This window comes from Microcella sp., from assembly GCF_025808395.1.
Taxonomy (GTDB): Bacteria; Actinomycetota; Actinomycetes; order Actinomycetales; family Microbacteriaceae; genus Microcella.
This window is the reverse complement of record NZ_CP075524.1, coordinates 1,908,249-1,932,418: the sequence shown is the minus strand read 5'-3', so window position 1 is coordinate 1,932,418 and position 24,170 is coordinate 1,908,249. Positions and strand designations below refer to the sequence as shown.

Annotated in this window: 26 protein-coding genes; 17 read left to right on the top strand and 9 right to left on the bottom strand. The window is 63.4% G+C overall.

The genetic code is table 11. The features are described 5' to 3' along the window. Positions 1–14 precede the first annotated feature (14 nt). The 14 genes from KIT89_RS09395 to KIT89_RS13600 all read left to right on the top strand — a co-directional run bounded on the left by KIT89_RS09395 (position 15) and on the right by KIT89_RS13600 (position 13,176). Positions 15–1,073 (top strand): LacI family DNA-binding transcriptional regulator, encoded by a 1,059-nt coding sequence (locus KIT89_RS09395; protein ID WP_297600715.1) that lies wholly within the window; start codon positions 15–17, stop codon positions 1,071–1,073. A 33-nt stretch (positions 1,074–1,106) separates the two neighbouring features. Further along, positions 1,107–2,333, top strand: a complete 1,227-nt coding sequence (locus tag KIT89_RS09390; RefSeq protein ID WP_297600712.1) for a sugar ABC transporter substrate-binding protein — start codon at positions 1,107–1,109, stop codon at positions 2,331–2,333. 4 nt (positions 2,334–2,337) lie between these two features. Next, complete coding sequence (locus KIT89_RS09385; protein ID WP_297600709.1) at positions 2,338–3,426, top strand: carbohydrate ABC transporter permease; 1,089 nt, start codon at positions 2,338–2,340, stop codon at positions 3,424–3,426. 131 nt (positions 3,427–3,557) lie between these two features. After that, entirely contained in the window at positions 3,558–4,349 is a 792-nt protein-coding gene (locus KIT89_RS09380; RefSeq protein WP_297603952.1) for a carbohydrate ABC transporter permease, read from the top strand. 501 nt (positions 4,350–4,850) lie between these two features. Then, the gene (locus tag KIT89_RS09375) at positions 4,851–5,672 is read left to right on the top strand and encodes a hypothetical protein (RefSeq protein ID WP_297600706.1); all 822 of its coding nucleotides are present in this window, start codon (positions 4,851–4,853) and stop codon (positions 5,670–5,672) included. A gap of 232 nt (positions 5,673–5,904) precedes the next feature. Beyond that, positions 5,905–7,461: a thymidylate synthase gene (locus KIT89_RS09370; protein ID WP_297600704.1), complete on the top strand. Its 1,557-nt coding sequence runs from the start codon at positions 5,905–5,907 to the stop codon at positions 7,459–7,461. Between the two features lie 2 nt (positions 7,462–7,463). Further along, the gene (locus KIT89_RS09365) at positions 7,464–8,420 is read left to right on the top strand and encodes a TylF/MycF/NovP-related O-methyltransferase (RefSeq protein ID WP_297600702.1); all 957 of its coding nucleotides are present in this window, start codon (positions 7,464–7,466) and stop codon (positions 8,418–8,420) included. A 16-nt stretch (positions 8,421–8,436) separates the two neighbouring features. Continuing rightward, on the top strand, positions 8,437–9,450 hold the full coding sequence (locus KIT89_RS09360) for a nucleotide kinase domain-containing protein (RefSeq protein WP_297600700.1): 1,014 nt from the start codon (positions 8,437–8,439) through the stop codon (positions 9,448–9,450). A 39-nt stretch (positions 9,451–9,489) separates the two neighbouring features. After that, complete coding sequence (locus tag KIT89_RS09355) at positions 9,490–9,834, top strand: hypothetical protein (protein WP_297600698.1); 345 nt, start codon at positions 9,490–9,492, stop codon at positions 9,832–9,834. Continuing rightward, positions 9,831–10,664 carry a hypothetical protein gene (locus KIT89_RS09350; RefSeq protein ID WP_297600696.1) on the top strand — a complete coding sequence of 278 codons (834 nt, stop codon included), beginning with the start codon at positions 9,831–9,833 and terminating at the stop codon, positions 10,662–10,664. The genes KIT89_RS09355 and KIT89_RS09350 overlap by 4 nt, the downstream gene beginning before the upstream one ends. Beyond that, complete coding sequence (locus KIT89_RS13605; RefSeq protein ID WP_367275867.1) at positions 10,661–11,047, top strand: holo-ACP synthase; 387 nt, start codon at positions 10,661–10,663, stop codon at positions 11,045–11,047. The genes KIT89_RS09350 and KIT89_RS13605 overlap by 4 nt, the downstream gene beginning before the upstream one ends. Continuing rightward, positions 11,040–11,390, top strand: a complete 351-nt coding sequence (locus tag KIT89_RS09345) for a helix-turn-helix transcriptional regulator (RefSeq protein ID WP_297600694.1) — start codon at positions 11,040–11,042, stop codon at positions 11,388–11,390. Before KIT89_RS13605 ends, KIT89_RS09345 begins: the two co-directional genes overlap by 8 nt. Before the next feature lie 2 nt (positions 11,391–11,392). Then, on the top strand, positions 11,393–12,508 hold the full coding sequence (locus tag KIT89_RS09340) for an ImmA/IrrE family metallo-endopeptidase (protein WP_297600691.1): 1,116 nt from the start codon (positions 11,393–11,395) through the stop codon (positions 12,506–12,508). Next, a complete protein-coding gene (locus KIT89_RS13600; protein ID WP_367275866.1) occupies positions 12,505–13,176 on the top strand; it encodes a C1 family peptidase in 672 nt (223 codons plus the stop codon). Before KIT89_RS09340 ends, KIT89_RS13600 begins: the two co-directional genes overlap by 4 nt. 328 nt (positions 13,177–13,504) lie before the next feature. Here KIT89_RS13600 and crcB read toward each other — a convergent pair whose 3' ends face one another. Genes crcB through KIT89_RS09305 form a run of 7 tightly spaced genes read right to left on the bottom strand, consistent with a single transcriptional unit; the run spans position 13,505 to position 18,688 of the window. Then, on the bottom strand, positions 13,505–13,879 hold the full coding sequence (gene crcB / locus KIT89_RS09335; RefSeq protein WP_297600689.1) for a fluoride efflux transporter CrcB: 375 nt from the start codon (positions 13,877–13,879) through the stop codon (positions 13,505–13,507). Then, positions 13,804–14,145, bottom strand: coding sequence for a CrcB family protein (locus KIT89_RS09330; RefSeq protein WP_297600686.1), 342 nt, complete (start codon positions 14,143–14,145; stop codon positions 13,804–13,806). The genes crcB and KIT89_RS09330 overlap by 76 nt, the downstream gene beginning before the upstream one ends. Positions 14,146–14,181: 36 nt before the next feature. Further along, positions 14,182–15,021 (bottom strand): SMP-30/gluconolactonase/LRE family protein, encoded by an 840-nt coding sequence (locus KIT89_RS09325; RefSeq protein ID WP_297600683.1) that lies wholly within the window; start codon positions 15,019–15,021, stop codon positions 14,182–14,184. Positions 15,022–15,032: 11 nt separating this feature from the next. After that, positions 15,033–15,773 (bottom strand): SDR family NAD(P)-dependent oxidoreductase, encoded by a 741-nt coding sequence (locus tag KIT89_RS09320; RefSeq protein ID WP_297600680.1) that lies wholly within the window; start codon positions 15,771–15,773, stop codon positions 15,033–15,035. Next, complete coding sequence (locus KIT89_RS09315; protein ID WP_297600677.1) at positions 15,770–16,681, bottom strand: hypothetical protein; 912 nt, start codon at positions 16,679–16,681, stop codon at positions 15,770–15,772. The genes KIT89_RS09320 and KIT89_RS09315 overlap by 4 nt, the downstream gene beginning before the upstream one ends. 21 nt (positions 16,682–16,702) lie before the next feature. Continuing rightward, on the bottom strand, positions 16,703–17,470 hold the full coding sequence (locus KIT89_RS09310) for a FadR/GntR family transcriptional regulator (protein ID WP_297600674.1): 768 nt from the start codon (positions 17,468–17,470) through the stop codon (positions 16,703–16,705). 18 nt (positions 17,471–17,488) lie between these two features. Next, the gene (locus KIT89_RS09305) at positions 17,489–18,688 is read right to left on the bottom strand and encodes a mandelate racemase/muconate lactonizing enzyme family protein (RefSeq protein ID WP_297600672.1); all 1,200 of its coding nucleotides are present in this window, start codon (positions 18,686–18,688) and stop codon (positions 17,489–17,491) included. A 439-nt stretch (positions 18,689–19,127) separates the two neighbouring features. Here KIT89_RS09305 and KIT89_RS09300 point away from each other — a divergent pair, with 439 nt between their 5' ends. From KIT89_RS09300 to KIT89_RS09290, 3 genes are all read left to right on the top strand, one after another. Further along, positions 19,128–20,459, top strand: a complete 1,332-nt coding sequence (locus KIT89_RS09300; protein WP_297600669.1) for an ABC transporter substrate-binding protein — start codon at positions 19,128–19,130, stop codon at positions 20,457–20,459. An 89-nt stretch (positions 20,460–20,548) separates the two neighbouring features. Then, positions 20,549–21,409 carry a carbohydrate ABC transporter permease gene (locus KIT89_RS09295; protein WP_297600666.1) on the top strand — a complete coding sequence of 287 codons (861 nt, stop codon included), beginning with the start codon at positions 20,549–20,551 and terminating at the stop codon, positions 21,407–21,409. Between the two features lie 2 nt (positions 21,410–21,411). After that, the gene (locus tag KIT89_RS09290) at positions 21,412–22,263 is read left to right on the top strand and encodes a carbohydrate ABC transporter permease (RefSeq protein WP_297600663.1); all 852 of its coding nucleotides are present in this window, start codon (positions 21,412–21,414) and stop codon (positions 22,261–22,263) included. Between the two features lie 60 nt (positions 22,264–22,323). Here the strand turns inward: KIT89_RS09290 and KIT89_RS09285 are convergent, their stop codons facing one another. Together KIT89_RS09285 and KIT89_RS09280 are read right to left on the bottom strand one after the other, a co-directional pair. After that, positions 22,324–23,070 (bottom strand): ThuA domain-containing protein, encoded by a 747-nt coding sequence (locus KIT89_RS09285; RefSeq protein WP_297600660.1) that lies wholly within the window; start codon positions 23,068–23,070, stop codon positions 22,324–22,326. Then, positions 23,067–24,170 carry a Gfo/Idh/MocA family oxidoreductase gene (locus KIT89_RS09280; protein ID WP_297600656.1) on the bottom strand — a complete coding sequence of 368 codons (1,104 nt, stop codon included), beginning with the start codon at positions 24,168–24,170 and terminating at the stop codon, positions 23,067–23,069. The genes KIT89_RS09285 and KIT89_RS09280 overlap by 4 nt, the downstream gene beginning before the upstream one ends.

The following is a 24,170-nucleotide window of genomic DNA, read 5'->3' as shown; positions in this document are numbered from 1 at the left end:
ACCAAAGGGGGCGGATGATGGCGAAGATGCCCACCGTCGACGATGTCGCCGAGGCCGCGCAGGTCTCACGCCAGACCGTCTCGAATGTCATCAATTCGCCCCAGATCGTGCGGGAAGAAACCCGCGTCAGGGTGCAAGAGGCCATCGACCGGCTCGGCTACCGGCCGCACGCTTCGGCTCGTCGTCTGCGCACCCGCAAGTCATCGACGATCGGTCTGCGCCTCGACCCGTTGCGCGACGGCATTTCGGGCGCCGTGCTCGACCGCTTCGTGCACAAGCTTGCCGAGCAGGCCGACGAGCGCGACCTGCGGGTCATGATCTTCACGGCCAACGGCGCCGAAGACGAGCTCGCGCACATCCGCCGCCTGCGCGATGGCAGCGACATCGACGCCTTCATTCTCATCGCGACCTTTCACGGCGACCCGCGCATCTCGTGGCTCATCGAGCACGAGGTGCCGTTCGTGTCGTTCGGGCGGCCGTGGGGCGCGTCGCTCGACGACCCGCGGCACCGCTGGGTCGACGTCGATGGCCGGGCGGGCGTGCGCGATGCGACGGCGAAATTGCGAGCATCCGGATGCTCGCGCGTCGGCTACATCGGCTGGCCGAGCCCCTCGGGCACGGGTGACGAGCGCCGCGCGGGGTGGGAAGAGGCAAGTGGCTTCGACGCCGACGGCCTGGCGACCTACCAAGTGGTCACCGAAGACGGCGTCGACCAGGGTTCGGCCTCGGCCCGTCACCTGCTGGCGCTCGACGAGCCGTGCGATGCGATCGTGTGCGCGAGCGACTCGCTCGCGCTCGGCGCATCGATGGCCGCGACCGCGCTCGGGCAGCCCGAACTGCCCGTCGTCGGGTTTGACAACACCCCGGTTGCGTCGGCGATCGGGCTGTCGAGCATCGACCAGCCGCTCGACGAGGTTGTCGCGGCCACCCTGACTCTGCTGTTCGGGCCCGACGGCGATGTCGTCTTGCCGAATCCAGACAGCAACGAGCAGCCGACGAATCGGCTGCTCGTGCCTCGACTTGTCGAACGTCGGTCTACCCACCGTGCGTTCGGCGAGACCACCGGTGCCTGAAGCCCCGGCAATCACTCATCGAAAGGAAACATCGTGAGGACATCACAATGGAGCGCCGCTGCTCTCGCCGCGGGGCTCGTCGTCACTCTAGCCGCGTGCACGCCGGCTAGCGAGAGCGGCAACGGATCAAGTGAAACCGAATCGCTGTCGATGCTCATCGCATCGTCGAGCCCGGCAGAGTCGGGCTACTACGAAGACGCGGCAGCTCGCTTCACCGAAGAGACGGGCACCGAGGTCGAGGTCATCATCGCCAACGACCTCATTCAGCAACTCGGTCAGGGCTTCGCCGGCAACAGTGCGCCCGACGTGTTCTATTTGCCGTGGGACCAGTTCCAGACCTACGCGGCGCAGGGCTTCCTTGAGCCCTACGCAGCTGACCTGGCGAACGCGGGCGAGTTCTTGCCCGCACTGCAAGAGCAGTTCAGCTACCAGGACGAGTTCTACTGCGCGCCGAAAGACTTCTCGACGCTCGGTCTGCAGATCAACACCGACGCGTGGGCGGCCGCTGGCCTCACCGACGCTGACGTGCCCACCACATGGGACGACCTGTCGGCGGTTGCCGCCACGCTCACCACTGATGGCCAGGTCGGCCTCTCGATGGGTCGCGAGTATGCCCGCGTGGGTGTCTTCATGAACCAGGCCGGTGGCACGCTCATCGACAACGGCGAGGTCACCGCTGACTCGGCCGAGAACGCTGAGGGTCTCGCCTACGTGCAGAGCCTCGTCGACGAAGGCTCGCTCGCCTTCCCGCCCGACCTCGAGTCGGGCTGGGGCGGAGAAGCCTTCGGTCTCGGTCGCGCGGCCATGGTGATCGAGGGCCCGTGGATCAATGGCGCCATGCAGAACGACTTTCCCGACCGCGAGTTCATCTCGGTCGAGCTGCCGGCGGGCCCCGCGGGCCCGTCGACGTTCTCGTTCGCCACGTGCTGGGGCATGCCGATCGACTCGCCGACGCGCGATGCGTCGATGCAGTTCATCGAGTTCTTGACGAGTGACGACGAGCAGCTTGCTGCCGCCGCCGCCTTCGGCGTGATCCCCTCCACCACCTCGGGTTCGGCTGCTTACGCCGAGCAGTTCCCCGAGAACGCGGCCTTCGTCGCCGGTGTCGACTACGCGGTCAGCCCCGTGTCGTTCGCCGGTGCGGCAGCCGTGCTCACCGAGTTCAACAGCGAGCTCGAGACGTTCGGCGCCGCCAACCCCGCGAGCATCCTCGCGTCGCTGCAGACGAACCTGCAAGCGGCATTCGATTCGGCGCAGTAAAGCAATGGCACGCGCTGCACAGCGCACTCGCCGCGGCGGAGGAATCCGCCGCGGCGAGGCCCGCGCCGGCTATCTGTTCATCGCTCCGGCGGTGATCATCACGGTCGTCTTCTTGGCCATTCCGGTTCTGCTCGCCTTCTGGGTGAGCGTGAGCGACTGGAACGGCTTTCAGTCGCCCTTGAACCCCCGCGTGAACTTCGTCGGGCTCGAGAACTACGCGGCGATCACGGTCGAAGACGGCCTTGATCAACGCAACTTCGGGCGCTCGATTCGCAACAACTTCTATTACGTGCTGCTCGTCGTGCCGCTGCAAACTGCTCTCTCGCTCTTCTTGGCCGTGCAGGTGAACCGCGCTGTGTTGAAGGGTCGCGGCTTCTTCCGCACCGCCTTCTACTTTCCGTCGGTGACCTCGTCGGTCGCCATCGTGATCGTCTTCCAGTTTCTCTTTCTCGGCACCGGCGCCGTGAACGCGGTGCTGCGTGCCATTGGCATCCAAGGCCCCAACTGGTTCAACGACCCGACGGGCATTTTCCACGGCTTCGTCAGCATCTTCGGGCTCACGACGCCTCCCCCTTTTCTCGCCGACGGTGGGATGCTCGGTGTCAGCTGGTGGGAGTGGCTGAGCGGCCCCTCCGTCGCCATGATGGTGCTCATCTTCTTGGCGGTCTTCACGACTTCGGGCACCTTCATGCTGCTGTTCTTGGCAGCACTGCAGAGCATTGGTGCCGAGATCGAAGAGGCGGCGCTCATGGATGGCGCGGGGCCGTTTCGCAAGTTCTTCTCCATCACGCTACCGATGCTCAAGCCGACGCTCTTCACCGTGCTCACGCTGGGGTTGATCGGCTCGTGGCAGGTGTTCGACCAGATCTACATCCTCGGTGGAGGAGCCCCGGGCGGCACGCTCATGACGCCGGCTTACCTGCTCTACGAGTCGTCGTTCATCGACCTGCAGTGGGGTCAGGGCGCGGCCATCGCGTTCATCCTGTTCGTGTTCATCATTCTGCTCACGCTGCTGCAGCGCTGGATTCTGCGTGATCGCGCGCCGAAGAAGCGCGGCGTCGCGCAGACAGCCGTCAAGGGAGGTGTGTCATGACCGATCTCAAGCCCGAAGCAAGTGCGTCTTCGCCCGAGCCGACCTCGAAGGCCAAGGCGGCTGCGGCCGCCAAGGTGCGACGCAAGAAGCTCGGCGCAAAGGCGCGCAGCAGCATCCTGCTCGGCTATCTCATGCTGATCTTCCTCGCGCTCGTCTACATCTACCCGTTCTTGATCTCGATCTCGGGGTCATTCAAGACGGATGCTGAGGCGACGCAAGACCCGCTGGCCCTGATTCCCGCGACGATCACCTTCGCCGCCTACGAGCGACTGTTCGCGAACTCGCCGTTCCCGCTCTGGGCGGGCAACACGGTGCTCATCACCGTGTGCGTGACGGTCGGTCGAGTGCTGTTCGACTCGATGGCCGGCTACGCGCTCTCGAGGCTGAAGTTTCGCGGACGCACCGTGATCTTCGTGCTCTTCATCGGCATCTTGTCGGTGCCGGGCGTCGTGCTGCTGATTCCGCGGTTCTTGATCCTCAACCAGATCGGGCTCTACGACACGTACGGCGGCATGATCATTCCGCTGCTCTCGACAGCAGCCGGGGTGTTCATCATGAAGCAGTTCTTCGACTCGATTCCTGAGTCGATCGAAGAGGCGGCGCGCATCGACGGCGCCGGCAACTTCCGGCGCTTCTGGTCGGTCGTGCTGCCGATGGCGACGCCTGCGCTCGTGACGATCTTCATCCTTTCGTTCCAAGGTTCGTGGAACGAACTGGGCCATTTCATCGTCAGCCGTCAGAGTCAAGAGCTCAACACGCTGACGGTCGGCGTCGCCCAGCTCGTGTCAGGCACGCTCGGCGCCGGCAACCAGTTCCCGCTGCAGCTCGCAGCCGCCGTGCTCATGAGCATTCCGGTGGCCGTGCTGTTCTTCATCTTCCAGCGTCGCATCATGAACACGACGGAGGGCGCTGAGAAGGGGTAGGTGGTGGTGTGGTGCTCGCCTGGCCGGCTGCTTGCGGGCGGCCGGTCAGGCGAGGGTTCACATTGCGCTGGGTCAGGGGCGTGGCCAACTCGATCTCGGTTGCTTTCACCTCGCCGCTCCAAGTCATCGGCATTGCGATCCCAGACACTCGGGCGCAAGGCTCACATTCTCTTTGCGCTGGCTGGTATGTAGAAGACGCACCTTGCTCATTCGGGGAACGGCTAATGCTGGCGAGCCGCACCCCAAAGAGTGCGGCTCACCTGATTGCATCAGGACACGGTCGACTTTCCGCACTCGACCCGCCGCGCATCGTCTTGCGTGGATGTCTGCGGTTACGCACCACCGGCTCATCTTTGCTGACCATCTGCACCTAGGTCTGAGAGCATCGTCCACATGTACCCTGCAGAAACGCCACACGAGGCCCTTCGCAGAGCTCGCATTGCGGCAAGCGAACACATGTCCGTGTACGAAGCGGCCGGGGCCTCCTGGCACGAGGAGCCCGTGACCGAGTTGCTTTTGGCTGCAGCGTTCCCGGTTGTAAAGTTCGCTCCCTTCACCCGTCATCAGGAGAAGCGCGTTGGTGCTGACTGGCTCTGGTGGTGGGTGGACTCAAAAGGCGAGGCGTTCGGCATGGTGGTACAAGCCAAACGTCTGAAACGAGAAGCTTCGGCGTGGGATATTGACTTCGATTACGACCTTGGGCGACAACGGCAGAACCTCTTACGGGCCGGACTTGATCTTCGGGTACCGCCGATTTACGCCCTCTACTTGGGAACGGTAAACGCGCGCCAGGGCGCGTTCTGTCGGGCGCCGAAGCACTTCGAAGCGTGTGTGTCGTGTGAACGCGCAACCGTGTCGCTGGCTCCCGCCATCGTTCTCGCTTCAGCGGTAGGTGCACACGACCAGGAGGTATCGCTGATGCTGGACATCGCGCTGCCTCTGGAAGATGTGCTTGATCCAAGAGTTATTGCGGCGCCCATCTGGGATCGGAACCTTCACTTGGCCGATACGGATTTGGCAGAGTTCCTCGAAGGGGAGCAGGGGGGTGCTCGGCGAGTCGCACAACTGTTGTTCGACCGCGTTTGCTCAAATCGATGGCTATCGCATAGCGCCGCTGCGGAAGCCACGGTCACTCGTGGCACCGAGTCCGTGTTTCGCAAGTTGCCAGATGACACTGGACACTATGGCCGCCCCTACTACTCAGAGATACTCGATGGCTTGCGCTGGGAAGCGCCCGACTATGTGAGAGACGTGCTTGCTGACCAGGCTGTCCCGAGTTGGCTATCAAATGAGTTTGCTGGCGTGGCTGTATTCGCCTGCTGAACGGCCGCCTCTCGTGGTGTCTCTCGCCTACGCATCATGCAGGGGCCCAGAGTGCAAAGTGAAGATTTCGGCGTGTGAACCTGGAAGTGACTCAACAAGTCGATAACCTCTCATCAAGTCAGCGAACCTTGCGCACAACGGGCTTGCAATGGAGCATCTAGGGCCGCAGACCGCCGATCCGTGATCCGGAAACACCGACCGCACCCGCTACGTGCTTCGATCAGGAGGTTCAATGCGTTATCGAAATGCGACGTTTGCATTCGTTCGTGAACTCCACAGTGTTCGACAGCAAGGCAGGCCAGTAGAGGTAAGGGGTCGAACAACCCACGAGCTCCTCGCCCGTCTGGTTATCTTGACGAACCCTCGCGAGCGATTCATCACTGTTCCAGGCCGCGGCAACGACTGTGTGGCCACAATCGCGGAAACCATGTGGGTCCTCGCCGGTCGTTCGGACATGGAGTTCCTTTCTCGCTACCTGACTCGCGCGACGGACTACTCCGATGACGGCGCAGTTTGGCGTGCGGCGTATGGCCCGCGGCTTCGAGCATGGGGAGACTTGGTAGACCAAATTGACCAGATACGACAGCTCCTGCTGAACGATCCAACGTCCCGTCGCGCGGTCGCCGCTCTTTACGATCCGGCGCAGGACTTCGACAACGCAAGCAAAGACGTCCCTTGCAACAACTGGCTGCACTTCATGCTCCGCGACGGTCGCCTCGATCTCAACATCGTGATTCGGTCTAACGACATCCTCTGGGGCTTCTCGGGGATAAACACTTTCGAGTGGAGCGTGCTGCACGAGGCCATGGCTTTCTGGCTCGGTGCTTCAGTTGGCAGTGCCAGCTTCTTCATATCCTCGCTGCATTTGTATGACGAGTTCGAGGCGCGCGCCGACCGCTGCTTGTCGCAATTCGACGCACGTTCTGGCTACGAGTCGGGATGGAACCCGGTTAGTTTCGCGACTCCGTGGGAATCGTTCGACGCTACGGTAGGCCATTGGTTCGAGATCGAAGCCGGACTGCGCGCTGGCGATAATCGAGCGCAGGACATCAAGAATTTCCCAGACCCCCTCCTACGCGACTTTCTCTACGCAGTCCAGATCAAGTGGGCCAAGCAGCATGGGGCAAGCGACCTTGCTCTTCGGCGACTTGTTGGCGAAATCGGCAAGACGGACACAGCCTTCGCGTTGCGCGAGTTGCTATTCAAGGACTCGCGCGATCTACTTGAACAGCCGCCGGAAGATCATGAAACCGGCGCCCTCGAGTCGGTGCTGGCAGAGTTGCACCGTTCAAAAGACGCTTCGTACGGCGACTCGTGGAAGCGGCGGGGGGAACAAGTCAGCATTCTCGCGAACATCGCGCGTAAAGCTGACCGAATCGGGAACGTGATCGGCGGGTCTCCGTCTGGGAGTGAGTCACTGATTGACACTGCAGCGGACCTCTTTGTGTACGCGCTGAAGTACGAGACCTACCTCGCAGATCAAGACGAGTCAGCTGCTCGAGCGATATTCGGCCGCAGTGGATCAGGGTTTAGCGATGGACCATTGGGTTTCGAAGAGCTGATCACGCAACGTGGTCTCCGAGGAGACTTCGGAAAGATCGAGGCGGAGGTTGAGGCGGTCGTTCAACAGTTTGACAAGGTGGACAAGCTCGTGCGTCTCGGTTCGCCATCGATGGAGGAGAAGGTCGCCGCAGCTCGTCGACTATCTGACCTCGCCGCGAGGGTCCTCATGGCGGTAGCCAGCGGAACTCCAAATCCCCTCTCCGCTCTCCGACGAGAGTTCGAATAGAGATGCGGCCGGAAGACAGGGCAAAGCTGCGAGAGGACATCTTCGAGCAAGTCGCCGGTGGTGCGACTCGCTTCGGCGTCATCGGATCCGATGAAGTTGGGCATGAAGTCATTGAACTAATGTCCCGCCGTTCGCCGGCGTGCACGGTGCGTTGGTACGGCGACGGCCCGACGGCGACTGCGTCGGGGGTATCGCGCGCGCTGAGCACTCTCGCTACTGACGCTCCCGAAGTTATTGTGGTCGCCGAGGACCTGTCCAAGGAAGCTGCGATTCGAGACGCCCTGCCTTATCTCAAGTACGCCCCGAGCATAATTATCGCCGGGTACGCGCACTATGAGTTTCGGGATGACCTCTTTGAGCAGACGCTAGCGAACCTACATGTGCCTTCGATCGCGAACGGCTATCCAAATACCTTGATACACCTGTACGAGTGTGTTCGGAATGCGGCACGCTTAGATCTCGAGGGCGCGATTGTCGAGTTCGGCGTGTTCAAGGGTGGGACAACGATGTTCCTGGCTCGATTGGCGAAGGCCTTTGCTCGTGAATGGCGTGTGATCGGCTTCGACACGTTCGGCGGGTTCCCACCGCGTCGATCTGCGCTCGATATGTACGCTCACCCTGGTGCTGTATTCACCGACTTCGCTTCTGTCGAGCGCTACCTCGAGGCCGATGGTGTTGAGCTCATCCGAGGCGACATCGTCGAGACTGCCAACCAGCTCGGCCAGACTCCGGTCGTCGTTGGCTTCGTCGACACGGACAACTACAGCTCGGCGAGGGCGGCGATCGAGGCCATGCGTGAGAACGTGGTGACTGGGGGCGCGATCGTCTTCGATCACCTAACGGGTGTCGCACGTTTCCGCTACACATTAGGCGAGAGGATGGCCGCAAGAGAGCTGTTGGCAGACGACGATCGCTTCTTCAATCTGCACGGAACCGGCGTATTCATGAAACAGAAATAACGGAGAAGAACTCATTATGAGGAATCCCATCCCCCGACCCGGTGTGTACGAGCTCTATTGGAAGTTCGCGGCTGAGAGACAGAAGGCATTTGAGGCTCGTGTTAGCGGTGCGCCGTGGCCGTGGACGCACGATCCAATCTTGCAGGAGTTCAAGTTCTGCAACGTCTTCCGCGCGGCCGACCGGGTAAGCCAGTACATGATCCGTGATGTGGCGTACAAGCAGGACGACTCGACTCCGCAGGACCGACTCTTCCAGATCGTCGCTTTCCGTACCTTCAGCAACATTCGCACGTGGAATTCCGTCACGACAAAGCTCGAGAGATCGCCAAGATTGCAGGATCTGGCTGATGGCAGTTTTGAGCGGGCCCTTTCGGAGACTCGTGCTGAGAATGGCGGCCTCTACACGGGTGCGTTCATACTTTGCGCGACCGATGCGTATGGTCAGTCACTCAAGCATTTGAACCACGTGTCGCTGTTTCAGCACATGTTCCTAATGGAGAGTCTCGCGGATAGGCTGCTAGCGGCAGCTTCGCTCGAAAGCATCTACCTGATGCTGCACGAGTTTCCGCTAATGGGTGACTTTATGTCATATCAGACGGCAATTGACCTGAACTATTCGGAGCCGATCAACTTTTCAGAGAACGACTTCACGCAGCCCGGCCCTGGAGCCGTACGCGGAATCAAGAAGGTTTTCCTTGACCTGAACGGGCTGAGTCCTCGCGAGGCGATCATGTGGATGGTCGACCACCAGGAAGCTGAGTTCGATCGACTCGGCTACGAGTTCAACGGGCTCTGGGGTCGCCGGTTACATGCGATAGACGCTCAGGGTCTCTTCTGCGAAACGGACAAGTACTGCCGGGAGGCCGTCCCGGAGCTCCTTAGCGCCCGGAGCCGGATCAAAGCGAGATTCTCAGCTTCTACAGAGCCGCTCGAGTTCTTCTTTCCGCCTAAGTGGGGAATCAACCCTCATCTTTCCAAGGATGAGCACGTTGTCGATGTAACGCGCCAGCCGCAACTCGTGTCAGTGTGATTACTTGACATTAGTGTCGGAATATCTGACACTAGAGTTATGACGATGATGGCAACACCGCGAACTGCGGTATTCCCCATGTCAGTCGACGACGCGTATACCTTGTCCGCTGTTGAGGTTCGCGCGATCGTCGAGGACACGATCGCGGGCGCGTACGGCGAGACCCCCGCAGAGTTCGCCAGCAGCACTGCGGTGAGCACGGACGGCTCCCCAGTCCTAGAGTCCCCACAGGCCGTGCTAGCGGTGAATCGCTTCAACGCGTTGTTTGGCAAGAAGCGTCTCATCAAGCTGTCTAAGGTCGCAGAAAGAAACTGGGCCACGATGGCCGCAGTGTCGGCACTGATCTTCTCAGCTTTGCAAGCGCGGAAACCGGTGACTGCATGACCGTCAGCATCCCCCCGCGCGCAAACATTGCCGAGGCTTGGGTTGACGCTCTCGACGTGGCCGTCACATACAGGAGCGGAGTCACTACCAACCTTGTGTTGACGGTCACCGATCCTCTTAGCGACCCACACGCTGGAGTGGCAGACCTCGTAGGAATGGCGCTAGCCGGGGCCAAGCGGCAACGAGTCGAGACGGTCGCCAACACTCTGTTCCCGAGATCGCTGTACCGCAACTCTGGACCGAGTTGGTTCCCTGGCATGAGTAAGGCAAGCGAGGAAAAGCTCAACGCGTGTGCCACGCGTCTATATGAGAACTACATCGACATGCTCGAAACCCTCAAGACCGAGCCGACCAACAGGCGGGGCACCTACTTCAGTCGCATGATTACATGGCCCGGCAAAGACGCGGGCGGTGTGAACCAACTTTCAAAGCGGGTCGAGCAGCTTCGGAACGCGCACGAGAGAAACCAAGCATCATACAGCGCCGCTGATCTGACGCTTGAGAAGCCTGGTGAAGCCGTCACGATCATGGAGTACGCGGCCGATGACAACCGAACGATGTCGTTTCCGTGCCTCGTGCACATTTCAATGACAGTCCACGAGGGGCGGCTTTCGTTGACCGCGCTATACAGAAACTGGTTCCTGATCACGAGGGGCTTCGGGAACCTAGTGGGCCTGTCTAGGTTGCTTGCCTTCTTGTGCGACCAGACCGGATACACCCCCGGCGAGCTCGTCATTCACGCAACAAAGGTGAGCGCAGAGTTCAACCCGTACCGAAAGCGCGAGATCACTTCGATGGTGGAGTCCGCACGAGCGGTCCTGAGCGAATGAGCCGTCTACGGGTTTTCAATGGTGTGGATATCGTGAGCATTTCGGACATGGGAAAGCTCATCGCCGCGGGGGGAGCTTACTTCTTAGAGTCGACTTGGACGGCTCACGAACGCGAGTACTCGGTCGGTCGCTCGGATCGACTGGCGACAAGATGGGCCGCAAAGGAGGCAGTAATCAAGGCTCTCGGCCGGGGAATCGGATCAATCGATCCGATCGATATAGAGGTGCGCTCAATCGAAGGAGTAGCCCCATCCCTCATCCTCCGGAAGAGCGCGAAGAGCGCAGCAAGCTTGCTCGGCATTTGCGACTGGTCGCTGTCAATGAGTCACCAAGGAGATTTGGCGATTGCGACCGCATCGGCTCTAGGAGAAACGAATGACTGATGCAACTGAAGGACAGCGGAAAGATCTCGCACGGCGACTGAAGGAGTCGCGAGAATATGTTGGCTTAACACAGGAGGACGTGAGCACGGCACTCAACATCCAGAGGACTAGCGTGCATGCGATCGAGGCCGGAACTCGGAATGTCAGCGCTACGGAACTTGCGCAATTGGCGAAGCTTTACGACCGTCGGGTCGAGTGGTTGCTCGGAAACGAAGCAACACAGGTGGGTGCGGATGCAGCGCTGTTTCGCGTAGCAAGGGGTCTAACGGAGAACGATCGCGTCCAGTTACTCAAGTTCGCCCAGTTCCTGGCATCGGGAAATGTGCCCGAAAGTCGGTCCTAGGCGTGGCGCAACATGCTCTCGATGCGATGCAGGCTGCTGGCGAAGCGCTCAACGAACTTGGTGTCGACCAGTCTCTCCCGATTGACCCGTTTCCACTCTTTGGCGAACTAGGACTGAAGCTGGTATTTCAGCCTTTGGAAGGCCTGCTCGGCGCGATACTCGACCCCACCGCTGAACTGGCCCAACCAGGCGTGCTGATATCGACTTCCCGCGGACCCGGTTCCCAGCGGTACACAGCCGCTCATGAGCTTGGACATTGGTTTCTCCATCGCGACCAATTGGCCGGGAATCCGGCTGCGGATGGCATCGCAGAGATATACGGAGTGGGATCCACCGTCCCTCGCGAGCGCGAAGCGCAGATCTTTGCTGCATACTTCTTGATGCCGCTCCCTCTGGTTGGCAGCGTGGCTGGTCGCTATGGGGTACGACGGAATAGTGAAGTCACACCTGTACAGATGTACTCAATCGCCCGGGACCTCCATGTGAGCTACGAAGCAGCCACACGCCAACTTGAGAACCTCAGCTTCATTGATCGTGGAGTCCGCGACGATCTCCTGCGCGTGCCCCCCTCACGCATCAAGCGAGAACTTGGGCGTGACCGTGCCCCCACAAATACCGCGGCGGATGTGTGGCTCGTGAGTCAACCTGGTGAACGCTCCGTAAGTGCATTCGTCGGGGACGATGTGGTCCTCTGCCTTGCGGAGAATCCGTCTACGGGCCACCGATGGATGTCGCGCGGCTCGTACGACGAGGCGGTTCAAGCAACTGCCGAGACAACGGCGCCTCCCGCCTTTGGGAACGGTGTTGCTCTCCGTTTCGCGACCGCAGAGTCGATCGAAGCGCCTCGGCTCGGAGAGGCCGGAGAGCTCTTGCGCCCCGTTGCCGACCGTTTCGTACGCAGTGAGACAGCTTCCGACCTGGTGGGCAATGGCGGCGAACGCGTTGTGACGCTTGTCGCGGAAAGAAGGGGAGTCTGGAAGGTGGAGCTGATCTACGCGTCTCCGTTCGACCCCGCTCCTCCCGTGGCGGAGATGGCCCTCGAGATCGAAATCCTTAACGGCCCCCAGCAGTGGGCGAAAAATTCTAGGATCGCCGCCGTGATCGGTGAGAACGGGTGACGTACCCTGACATCGATCTTCGAAGTCAGGTGACGGAGGTCGTCCATTCCCAGGGCAATCGACCTCTGTGCGTCCCCTTTGCCATGTCTCTTGTACATGAAGCCGAGCGAACGCGGGAGGGAGAGGATATCGCCTCTTTGGCTCCTGAAGCGCTTTGGGCGCACGCCCATCGTCAAGGCCGAACCAGCGAACACGGAACTTCGACCGCCGCGATCGCAGACGCGCTCAAGAGCGATGGTCAACCAACCCTAGCCGACTGGCCGTTCAATCCTGGGCTAGCAGAACTAACTGAGCCAGCCCCATCTAGAGCCGGGTTGCCACCGTGGCGTCAGGGTGCCTCTTTGCACTTCCGACTAGCTCGGGACGGAGTCGAAGCGGAGCTCGAAGCGGTACTTGCCCGAGGCCAGCTCGCGCTAGTCGTGATTGAGGTGACGGGTGAGTTCTACTGGCCGCCCGCATCGGGAGTGGTTGCCGTTAATTCAGCCTCGAAGCCCCTTGGCAGGCACGCGGTTGCGTGCGTCGGAGCAGCTACGGTTGCGGGGCAACGCTACTTTCTCGTTCAGAACAGTTGGGGAGAAGGCTGGGCTGCCGGCGGCTATGGGTGGCTCGATCACGACTACCTGTCCGCGTTCGGCCAGGAAGCGGTCACTTTGGCAAGGGTGGTGTAGCGCCTGGCCTGCGACCTGGCTGCTTTATTGAACGTGGCTCGCAGACTTTCGCCATAGCGACCCCCACTCCACCTGCCTTGAAGCGAACTCACCGGTCTCAGCCCTGGCTTCCACGTCTAGCTGCAAGTACCCACTTCTGTTTGGGTTTACAGGTCGGCTATCACGCCCTACAGCGAGCGCCCGATCTAGCCAACACTGCAGTGCTCTCGAGCACACTGGCCCGCATGATCTGCGGCGTCTCTCGGCGCCACACCACAAATACGACAGAGGCCGCCGAGATGGGATTGTGGGATTTGCTCGCCTGGCCAGCTGCTTGGTCAGTGGCCGGTCAGGCGAGGGTGATGCCGAGGGACAGGCCGAGCGTGGGGCCGATCAGGGCAGCCGCGATGCCGAAGACGAGGTTTCGGCCGACGCTCATGAGCGCGGCCCGGTGCTTGCCGGCCATCACGAGCTGAATGGTCTCGACGGCGAAGGTGCTGAAGGTTGTGAGGCCGCCGCACAGGCCGCTGACGATAATCAGCTGCACCGTGGGGTCGAGCGGGGCGCCGAGGGCGACTCCGGCGATGAACGACCCGACGACGTTGACCACGAGCACGCCGAGCGGCACACGACCGCGGCCCGCGAGATTCACCGACGTGAGTTGACGCAGCACGGCGCCGAGGGCTCCGCCCACGGCGACGGCGAGCAGCACGAGGGGGGCCACTCGTCGACTTCCTTGAATTCGGGAGTCTGCCGCGGGTTGAGCCGGGCACCGAGGGCGAGGCCGGCCCAGGCGGAGAGCATCCCGAACCCGATGCTCAGCACGATCGACAGCAACGCGACGAGGACCTCGCCGGAGCGCGCCAGGGCGACGACCGAGATAGCGAGGGCCGAGAACGTCGTGAACGAGCCGAGGATGCCTGGGCCGAGCCCCACGCGCACCCAGCTCGGCACGGGCGGCCAGAGGGCGGCGACGAGCAGGCCGAGCACGAAGGATGCGACCCGACCATAGGCCGCGACGAACCCCTAGAGATCGAGTAACACGATGCGGCCGGTGTCGACGCGCTCGGCGAGGGCCTCGTCGAGGCTCGCCATCGCGACCGCGATGCGGGTGCCGTCAGGGTGCACGGCGCAGTCGTAGACGCCGAGCGGCCCGGCTCCCGGCCCGTCGGCGATCGGCTTGGGGGCATGCACGAGCTCGGCAGCAGCATCCGGCCCCGCGTCGGCCGACGCGAGGCGCACGAGGGCGCCCGCGAAGGCCAGTGCCACATAGACCGTGCCGTCTGGTGCGATCGACAGGCCGTCTGGCCCGCTGCCCGACGCGAGCCTCGCCCGCACGCTGAGCTCGTTCTGGCTCGAGAGCGCGCTCACCCGGTCGGCGAAGGTCTCGGCCACGAGCAAGGCCCCGCTCGCCTCGCGCTCGCAGCCGTTCGCGAAGACGAAGGCGGCCGCAGTGGTCGAGACGGTGCCATCGGGATGCACGCGCACGAGCGGCGCAGCGACAGGCTCGTCGGCCTCGGGGTCGAAACCGTAGCCGCCCACCCAGGCAGTGCCGTCAGGATCGACGTGCATGTCGTTCGCGGAATGCGTCATCAGGCCCGACAGGTCGGCGTGCGTCGTGACGGTGCCGTCGTGCTCGCGCAACAGGCGACGCTCGGTGCAGTCGACGACGAGCAGCGAACCGTCGGGCAGCCATCCGAGGCCACCCGGCATGGTGGGGCCGCCCCCCTCGAGGTCGAGCACGGTCTCGGCCGGCCGGCCCGGTTGCCAGCGCATCACGCGTGAGCGGAACATGTCGCTGAACCAGAGAGACTCTCCGCGCCAGCGCAGTGCTTCAGGAAAGCCGAGACCGTCGAGCATCGTCATCGTTCGTGCCCCTAGAACGTCATGGTGAGACCGCCGTCGACGGTCAGCACCTGGCCGGTGATGTAGGTGTTCTCGCGTGCAGAGAGAAAGTCGACGGCCGGTGCCACCTCGGTGGGCAGCGCACCGCGGCCCAGCGGCAGCTTGCCGCTTTCGACATACTGCTGACGGAATGCGTCGGTGTCGGTCTCGTCGGATCCGTCGGGCAGCAGGCTCATGCGCGTGCGCACGAAGCCCGGCGCGACGGCGTTGGCGAGCACGCCGTGCGGAGCGAGATCGAGTGCAGCAGAACGGGTCGCGGCCTCGAGGCCCGCTTTCGACACGTCATAGGCGAGGCACCCCGGTTGCGCCTGTCGGGCGTGCACGCTCGTGATCGTCACGATGCGCCCGAACCCCTGCTCGATCATGTGCGGGCTGAGCTGGCGCATGAGGTCGAGGGGAGCATCCAGATTCACCGCCCAGACGGCGCGCCAGTCGTCGAAGTCGCTGTCGTGAATCGAGCCCTGCCGAAAGATGCCCGCCACGGTCACGAGCACGTCGACGCCGCCCAGGCGCTCGAGCGCGGTCGCGGCACCGCTTGCGCGAGCACCGGGGTCTGCGAGGTCGGTGAGCACGACATCGGGCCCCTCCTCACGATCGAGACCGATGACACGGTCGCCGCGGGCTCGCAGCCGGTCGGCGATCGCCGCGCCGATGCCGTTCGATGCGCCGGTGACGATCGTGCGCAACGGTTCTGATGTCGAAGGTGGGGTCATGGGGTCTCTTTCGTCCAGGTCACGTGCAGGTCGACACTCCAGGTGAGCTCGCCTCCGGGCGGCAACCGCACGAGACCATCGTCGAGCGCGGTTCCGCCGCCGTGCGGTGTCGAGGTGGGTTCTATGCCGAGCGCCATCACCTCGCCGTTCCACGGGGGCTCAGTCGAGACGCCGAGCTCTTGCCACAGCAGTGCGTGCGGCAGCGTCTCGCCCTGCCAGCTCACCGCGGCCCGCACGTGCGGGCCGGTGACCTTCACCCGCTGGGGGCGCACAGTCTGCAGCGCGGCGACGCGCGCGGGAGTCGCGGCATCGACGATCGTGAACCGCTCTGCGTCGTCGCCCGGCCACGGCGTCGCATCGCCCGCGGGCAGGCCCGCATAGTCGAGCGGGCGCAGCATCGTCGCGGGGTCGACGTCGATGGCTAACGGCCCAGCGAGCACGTCGCCCCCGAGAATCAGGTGCTCGGCGATAGCGAGCACACGAGTGTCATCGCCATCGTTGCCGACCCTCGTGGCCACCGAGATGCCGTGCTCGGTCGCGCGCCAGAGCCGCTCTGCCCACAGGCCCTCGCGGTCGTTCCAGCCGAGCGCCGCGCTGTCGGTCGACTGCGACACGAGCAGCCACGGCGCTTGCGACGCGACTCCGTGAAACGACTGGGCTGGCTGCGCGCGAGCGTCGGGCTGGCCCGCCGTCGGAAAACACAGTTGCCAGCCGCCGCGCCACCGCGCGACCCATTCGTCTTCGGTGGGCGCCGGTCGTGCAGCCGGTGCGACAGCGCTTGCCCAGGGAGTGCGGGCGAGCACCGGCCGACCGTGCACGAGCAGGTCGATGAGAACGCCGCCTTCGTCGGGCAGAACAGTGGCGCTCACGGCGCCGTGGGCGAGGTGCACCGGGGGTTGGGCGGTCATGCGCCGACTCCGCGCGGGGCCCTAGTGCGCCGGGGCGGCGTCGCGCTGATCGCTGAGAGCCTTGATGAGCGCGTTCTTGCCGTCGAGCACGACGTGCAGCATGGCTTCGGCCGCCTTCTCTCCGTTGCCGCGGTTGATCGCCTCGAAGACGGCGGCGTGCGTCGCGGCGTCTTCGCGAAAGACCTCGTCGTCGGCCGCTGTCGCCTGCTGCACGTTGAACGAGGCATACATGAAGTCGGCGACGACGCTGCCGAACTGGCGCAGCAGCACGTTGTGCGATGCCGCGTAGACCGAGAGGTGAAACTCGACGTCGGCGTGGGCGTAGCCCTCGCGGTTGTCGGCGTTGGCGACCATGTCGTGCAACGCGTCGTCCATGCGGCGAAGGTCGTCCATCGACGCACGCCCGGCGGCCAGCCGCGCTGCGGCCGGCTCCATGATCTGCCGCACCTCGACGAGGTTGCGCATGATCTCGTCGCCGCGGCCGACCTCTGAGTGCCACCGCAAGATGTCGCTGTCGAAGACGTTCCAGAACTCTGGCTGCCGCACCCGGGTGCCGACCTTCTGTCGAATGTCGACGAGCCCCTTTGCCGCGAGCACGCGCATGCCTTCGCGCACCGAGGTGCGCGAGACTGCGTATTCGTCGGTGAGCTCGGCTTCACGAGGCAGCAGATCACCCGGGGCGTAGTGGCCGCCGACGATCTGCCGACCGACGCCGTCGATGACACGCGCCTGCAGGCCGCGCATGGCGTAGCCAGAGCCTCGGTCTGCGTCACCTGAGATCTCTGCCACTCGCGACCTCCTCGTTGCCTAGACGACTTCACTCACCCTAAGGGGCACATCGGGGCTCGTGTAGACGCGCTCGTGGTCGATCGAGATCTCGACGTGTCGCAAGTAGGGCACGAGACCCACGAGGTCGACGTCGATACCCAGCCCCGGAGCATCCGGTGCCCGCACCTCACCGTTCTCGTCTGGCCGAATGTGATTGCTCGAGATCGCCAGTGCTACCTGCTTGGGCTCGACGGGGTATTCGCAAATGCGGTGCTCGGCCAGACCGGCATAGGGCTGCAGTGAGGCCGAGAGGGCGAGGTGCGACGTAAAGGTGTGGTTGACGTAGGTGACGCCGTGCCGCACGGCGTGGTCGGCCACTGCCTTCGACGGGCCGATGCCTCCGATGCGCGCCGCGTCAACCTGAATGAAGCGCACGTTGCCGTAGTCGATGAGGTTGGTGGCCATGTGCACCGTGTGCGCACCCTCGCCACCGGCAATACCGACCGTGCGCGCTCGCGATGCGAGGGCAGCGTGCGCCACATAGGCGTGCGGCACGAAGGGCTCTTCGAGCCACGTGGCGTGCGCGTTCTCGAGCGCTTCGAGTCGAGCGATGGCAGCATCAACGTCGTCGCCCCAGATCTGGCCGGCGTCAATCAAGAGCTGTGCGTCGTCGCCGAGGCCCTCACGGGCGGCGGCGACGTGGTCGGCATCGTCAGCTGCCGAGCCGGTGCCGTAGCTACCCCACCCGAACTTGACGGCGCGAAAGCCGTTCTGCCGCGCGAGGCGGGCTCGATCAAGGGTGCCCTGCGGCGTGTCTCCCATGAGCATCGATGCGTAGGGCAGTTTGGCGTGGTTCTCGGTGTAGCCCAGCATGCGCCACACGGGTTCTTCACGCACTTTGCCGAGCAGATCCCACAGCGCGATCTCGATGCCAGACCAGGTGTGGCCGGCCTGCAACAGGTCCATGCTGTTGCGGCCCACCAGTTGGGCAAGACGGTGAATGTCGTCGGGGCTGTCGACGCGCTCGCCGATGACGGATGCCGCGACGGGCTGGCACACTCCGTGCGAGCGCGGGGTCACGAAGGCGGCGATCGAGGTCAGGGGCGACGCTTCGCATTCGCCCCAGCCGACGTGGCCGTCGGCGACCACGCGCACGAGCAGCGCGTCTTGACTGCCGTCGGCCTCGAGGGTCACCTCGGGCATCGATGCGTAGTAGAAGTCGACGGAGTCGATATTCATGGGCCGTTGTCCGCCTTCACGATCGAGAAGCTTGAGCCGCCGCGACGGCGAAACTGGGGGAAACCCACGATCGCCACCGTGCGATGCATCATTAGATCATATGTTAGCCGCAAGCCGAAGCGTGAGTCCGGTAACAATTTCATCCACCATCTTGCGCAATCGTGGGCTAGGTATGATCTAATGGCGAAACAAGCGCGGCTCTGGCCGCTGTGCGGAGAAACGGGACGATGATGTCGCAGTTGATGTGGGCCCCACCGGCGAACGCCGGACGAACGCCCTGCCTGCCATCCTTTTCGCGACCCTCAGTCTCTTCGACGGGCACCCCGGCCCGCGCGAAGCTCGCCGCTCGATCGCAGCGCACAGTCGTGGTGCGATCGAACGCGCGAAACACCCCGACCGGCTCCCGCCAGTCGAGTGCTCCGAATGGAAGGACACAGCAATGAAGACACGAAAAGCAGGAGCGCTTGCGCTCCTCACCGCCGGTGTCATGGTGGGTATGGCCGCCTGTGCTCCGGCGACTCCCGCCGACGGAGAGGTTCAAGAGCTTCTCATCTGGGACACCGGAATTCTCGGGCGCACCCTCGACAACGGTGAGCCCGACCTCGAGAACTCGTTCCTCGACCGGATGGCGGTTGCCTTCGAAGAGGCGAACCCCGGAGTCAAGATCACGACCGCTCAGCAGGGTCAAGACATCTCGACGAACAGCGCCCAGTTTCAGGCGGCGATGATCGCCGGCACCGGGCCCGATATTCGCGTGCAGTACGCAGGTGGCCCGACCATCTCCTTCGGAGACTTCTTCGTCGACCTCGAGCCGTTGTTGTCGCAAAAGACCCTCGACTCGCTCCAGGGCTTCAACGTCAACCGCGAGGGATACGACCCTGCCGGTCGCATTCTCGGCATGCCCTACGGCGCTGGCAACCTCTTCACGATTTTCCAGAACAACGCGCTCCTGGAGGAGGCCGGTCTCGACCCGGCCGACACTCCTGAGACCTGGGAAGAGTTGCTCGAAAACGGCCAGCAGGTCATGGACAACACCGACGCGGTCGGGTTCTCTGTTGCCAACCTCGAAGGCTACGTCGGCGCCTGGTTCATCAGCGCCATCGTGGGCGGTGAGCTCGGTGAGACCGTCTTCACTGAGATGTTCGCCGGCGAGATTCCCGTTGACCACCCCGCCATGGTCAAGGCATACCAGGCCTTCGCCGAGTGGGGTGCGAGTGGGCTCACGAACCCCGACGCCGGTCAGCTGAGCGGTGGCGGTGCACCGCTCTTCATCGACAACGGGGCGGCCTACTACCTGGTCGGCAGCTGGGAGAACAACCTCATGCTCGAGAGCTTCGGCGAGGGCAATGTGAGCTCGTTCTTCATCCCGATGCTCGAGGGCGCCCCGTACCCGAAGATCGGTGCAGGCGGCCCCGAGATCGCCATCTCGATCACCAACACGGCTCGCAACCAAGACCTCGCGGTGCAGTTCCTCGAGTTCTTGGCTGACCCGGCCAACCAAGACATCTTCGTCGAGATCTACCAGACGCAGGGCTCGAACCACCCTGAAGGTGACCCCTCGAAGATTCAGAACCCGCTGCTGCGTGAGCAGTTCGAGCAGCTCTCGGCATCGACAGATGGCGTCACCTTCGCCTTCGACAGCGTCATGCCGCAGGCGACGATCGACCTGTTCTACCGCGTGAATGCAGCAGTGTTCTTGGGCACTCTCTCGCCCGCAGACGCGGTGGCGCAGCTGAAGGCGTCATATGAGCAGGAGATCGCGAACCAGTGACCTCTGCGTCTTTGTCCTCGCGCGTGGGTGTCGCCTCGGCGGCACCCACGGGCGGGGACCCGTCTGCGAACACCCGTCGGCCCGGTGCGATGCGCAAGAAGGACCGGCTGATCGGTCTGCTTGCAGTGCTCCCCGCGCTGCTGCTCGTCATCACCTTTTCGGCGTATCCGATCGCTTTCGCCTTCTTCATCTCGTTCACGCGCACGAACGGCCTGACCTTCGAGTGGCGGTGGCTCGAGAACTACATCGCCATGGTCAACGACCCGATCGTGCAACAGGTCTTCGTCAACAACCTCAAGTACCTCATCGCCATCCCTCTGGTCATCTTCGTCGCCGTAGTGGTCTCGGTGCTGCTCTTCGAGCGGGTTCGCGGCTGGAAGTTCTTCCGCATCATCTTCTTCTTGCCGAACGTGCTCTCGATCGCCGTCATCGGCATCATGTTCCGCAACGCCTTCGGCTACTACGGCGGCGTGAACCAGGCCCTCGGCCTCTTCGGCATAGCACCGGTAGAGTTCTTCACCGACGGCAATCTGGCGATCGCGATCATCATTCTCGCCCTCGTGTGGTCTGGCTTTGGCTACATGTCGCTGCTCTTGTTCGCCGGCCTCACCGCGATCAACCCCGCCGTGTTCGAAGCTGCTGCCATCGACGGCGCCGGCTGGTGGAAGAGGCTCTGGTACATCACCCTGCCGAACATCCGCCGCGTGCTGGGCTTCGTCTTCATCATCAACGTGATCTACACGTTCACGGGTCTCTTCGGCTTCGTGTTCGTCATGACCGCCGGTGGGCCGGGCTATGACACCACCACCATTGATTACCTCGTGTACTTGAGGGCCTTCTCGAGCTCGAATCTCGGGTCGGGGGCGGCGCTCGCCGTGATGCTGTTCCTGTTCATCGGCATCTTGACCCTGCTGCAGAACAAGGTGTTCAAGTTGCAAGAGGAGGACTGACCATGGCTGAAGAAACGATCATCAGCAAGCGCCTCACGTCAGGGCGCGCGAACGGGCCGGTCTTCATCATTCTGGCGCTCATCGCGACGTCGATCGTGTACCCGCTCTACTTCGTCATCATCACCTCGGCTCGACCCAACGTTGACTACCTGCGTGACCCCTTCGGCTTGCCGGGCGAGTGGACGTTCGACAACTACGCCCGCCTGATCGAGGTGTACGGCGTCGGTCAAGCGTTCTTGAACAGCCTGTATGTGGCGGTCGTCACGATCGTGCTCGTTCTCGTTCTGGCGACCCTTGCGGGCTACGGGCTCGCGAAGTACCCGGTGCCAGGGGCCAAGTACGCCACGGCCATATTCGTGTCTCTCATGCTGATTCCGGGCGCGGTGCTCATCATTCCGACCTACGTGATGCTGGCCCGCTTGGGCCTCGTCGGCAATTACTGGGGGCTCATCCTCGTCTACGTATCGAGCGCTCTACCCTTCGCGGTGTTCTTCCTCTCTCTCTCGTTTCGAGGCATTCCCGTCGAGGTCATCGAGGCGGCGCGCATCGACGGTGCAGGGTTCTTCCGCACGCTGTGGTCGATCATCCTGCCCATGGGTTCCAGCGGAATCGCGACCCTCGCGGTGTTGCAGTTCTTGGGCGTCTGGAACGAGCTGCTCTGGGCACTCATCCTCATTCCAGAACAGTCGATGAAGCTACTCACACCAACGCTCGCCAGCATCGGAACGCGGTTCTTGACCGATCAGCCTTTGGTGTCGGCGGGCTTGTTCATCACCGCTTCTGTGCCCCTGCTGCTGCTGCTCTTCGCGTCGAAGTACGTCATGCAGGGCCTGCAGGTCGGCGTCAGCCGCTAAGACGCATGCGCTCTCGCGGGGTCGGGTTGCCCGAGCACCCGGCCTCGCGAGGTTCGGCGATCAGCGTGCGTCGTCGAACCAGCCTCGCTCGTGGAAGGTCGCGTCGAGGGCGGGGCCACGGCGAGTGGGGGCGGCCCACTGCACGCCGTTGGCGAGCACACGGTGGATGCTCGGGTGGTGATACACGGGGTACTCCTGGTCTCCGGGCGAGAAGTAGAACACTCGCCCGTGCCCTCGAGTCCACGTCGCGCCCGAGCGAAAGACTTCGCCACCCGAGAACGACGAGATGAAGATGAGCTCGTCGGGGGTGGGAATATCGAAGAACTCGCCATACATCTCTTGAGCTTCGATGACGAGCGGGTCGGGCACTCCGGCGGCGATGGGGTGAGTGGGGTCGACCGTCCAGACCACTTCGCGGTCGCCGTCGTTGCGCCAGCGCAGTGAGCACGAGGTGCCCATGAGCTTCTTGAAGATCTTCGAGTAGTGGCCCGAGTGCAGCACGATGATGCCCATACCGCCGAGCACCGCGTCATACACCCGGTCGACGATCGCGTCGTCGACCTCGGGGTGCGCCTCATGGCCCCACCACAGCAGAACGTCGGTCGCGTCGACGACCGACTGTGGCAAGCCGTGCTCGGGCTCGTCGAGCGTGGCAGTGCGCACCTCGACTGCTGAGCCGAGCAACGAGGTGAGCCCGTCAGCGATCGCGCCGTGCATCCCGGTCGGATACAAGCGCGCGGTGAGCGAGTCTGGGTAGTTCTCGTGACGGTTCTCGTTCCAGACCGTCACGCGCAGTGGGCTTGTCATGAGTCGAGTCTGACCTCTCTGCCTTCGGCCGCCGATCGGTAGCACGCGTCGAGCACGGCGGTGCGGTGCAGCGCGAAGTCGCCGCGGTGCGCATTCCAGTCGCCGCTGCGCACGGCCTCGACGAACTCGGCGATGACGAGCGGGTGCTCGCCGCCCGGCACGTGCACCTCGGGCGTGAGGGTGACGGCGACGCCGTCGATGTCGCGATACATGCGCAGGGTGTCGTCGCTCGCATAGCGCGGCACGAACAGACGCAGCCCACCGTCGACCCCCAGCAGCTCGATCGAGATGTCTTCGTCGTCGACCGTGTGGCCTGCCCAGCTGATCTCGAATGCGACGCTCGAGCCGTCGTCGAGTCGAAAGAGCGCGCTCGCGAGGTCGTCGACCTCGAAGTCACCCGTGTCGCTCGCCATCTGCTCTTGCCGGTTCATCGCGCCGTAACCGGCCCGGCCGAGTTCGCCGTGCGTGACAGCGCTGACGGCGACCACGCGAGGCTCGCCGAGCAAGAACAGCAGCGAGTCGAGCACGTGCGGCCCGAGGTCGATGAGCGCGCCGCCGCCCGCCATGGCCTTGTTCGTGAACCACGAGCGCAATCCCGGAATGCCCGAGCGCCGCTTCCACGACGCACGTGCGTGGTAGATGCGACCGATGCCCTCGGTCTCGAGGTAGCGGCGGGCGAACTGCACGTCGGCCCGGCGGCGGTGATTGAAGGCCACCTCGAGCACGCGATCGTGGTCTTTCGCCGCCTGCACCATCTCGATGGCCTGCGCGGTGTCGAGCGCCAGCGGCTTCTCGCAGAACACGTGCTTGCCCGCCGCGAGCGCGGCCACCGCGATCGGGTGGTGCAGCGCATTCGGGGTGGCGATGCTGACGATGTCGAGTTCGGGCATCGCGACGAGCGCCTGCCAGTCGTCGAACAAGTGAGGCAGCTCATACATCTCGCCGAGGGCGGCGAGCCGGTCAGGCTCTTTACCGGCGAGCGCGATGACCTCGACGCCGGGAATCTGCCCGAACGAGGTGAGGTGGGTCGTGCCGGCATAGCCGAGGCCGACGACGCCGACCCGGAGGGGGCCGACCGAGGGGCGATCAGTGGTGGTCAC

Coding starts and splice junctions, on each gene's coding strand:
- KIT89_RS09395 (WP_297600715.1), top strand. CDS start 15: ATGATGGCGAAGATGCCCACCGTCGACGATGTCGCCGAGGCCGCGCAG.
- KIT89_RS09385 (WP_297600709.1), top strand. CDS start 2,338: ATGGCACGCGCTGCACAGCGCACTCGCCGCGGCGGAGGAATCCGCCGC.
- KIT89_RS09380 (WP_297603952.1), top strand. CDS start 3,558: ATGCTGATCTTCCTCGCGCTCGTCTACATCTACCCGTTCTTGATCTCG.
- KIT89_RS09370 (WP_297600704.1), top strand. CDS start 5,905: ATGCGTTATCGAAATGCGACGTTTGCATTCGTTCGTGAACTCCACAGT.
- KIT89_RS09365 (WP_297600702.1), top strand. CDS start 7,464: ATGCGGCCGGAAGACAGGGCAAAGCTGCGAGAGGACATCTTCGAGCAA.
- KIT89_RS09360 (WP_297600700.1), top strand. CDS start 8,437: ATGAGGAATCCCATCCCCCGACCCGGTGTGTACGAGCTCTATTGGAAG.
- KIT89_RS09355 (WP_297600698.1), top strand. CDS start 9,490: ATGACGATGATGGCAACACCGCGAACTGCGGTATTCCCCATGTCAGTC.
- KIT89_RS09350 (WP_297600696.1), top strand. CDS start 9,831: ATGACCGTCAGCATCCCCCCGCGCGCAAACATTGCCGAGGCTTGGGTT.
- KIT89_RS13605 (WP_367275867.1), top strand. CDS start 10,661: ATGAGCCGTCTACGGGTTTTCAATGGTGTGGATATCGTGAGCATTTCG.
- KIT89_RS09345 (WP_297600694.1), top strand. CDS start 11,040: ATGACTGATGCAACTGAAGGACAGCGGAAAGATCTCGCACGGCGACTG.
- KIT89_RS09325 (WP_297600683.1), bottom strand. CDS start 15,021: ATGACGATGCTCGACGGTCTCGGCTTTCCTGAAGCACTGCGCTGGCGC.
- KIT89_RS09320 (WP_297600680.1), bottom strand. CDS start 15,773: ATGACCCCACCTTCGACATCAGAACCGTTGCGCACGATCGTCACCGGC.
- KIT89_RS09315 (WP_297600677.1), bottom strand. CDS start 16,681: ATGACCGCCCAACCCCCGGTGCACCTCGCCCACGGCGCCGTGAGCGCC.
- KIT89_RS09305 (WP_297600672.1), bottom strand. CDS start 18,688: ATGAATATCGACTCCGTCGACTTCTACTACGCATCGATGCCCGAGGTG.
- KIT89_RS09300 (WP_297600669.1), top strand. CDS start 19,128: ATGAAGACACGAAAAGCAGGAGCGCTTGCGCTCCTCACCGCCGGTGTC.
- KIT89_RS09295 (WP_297600666.1), top strand. CDS start 20,549: ATGCGCAAGAAGGACCGGCTGATCGGTCTGCTTGCAGTGCTCCCCGCG.
- KIT89_RS09290 (WP_297600663.1), top strand. CDS start 21,412: ATGGCTGAAGAAACGATCATCAGCAAGCGCCTCACGTCAGGGCGCGCG.
- KIT89_RS09285 (WP_297600660.1), bottom strand. CDS start 23,070: ATGACAAGCCCACTGCGCGTGACGGTCTGGAACGAGAACCGTCACGAG.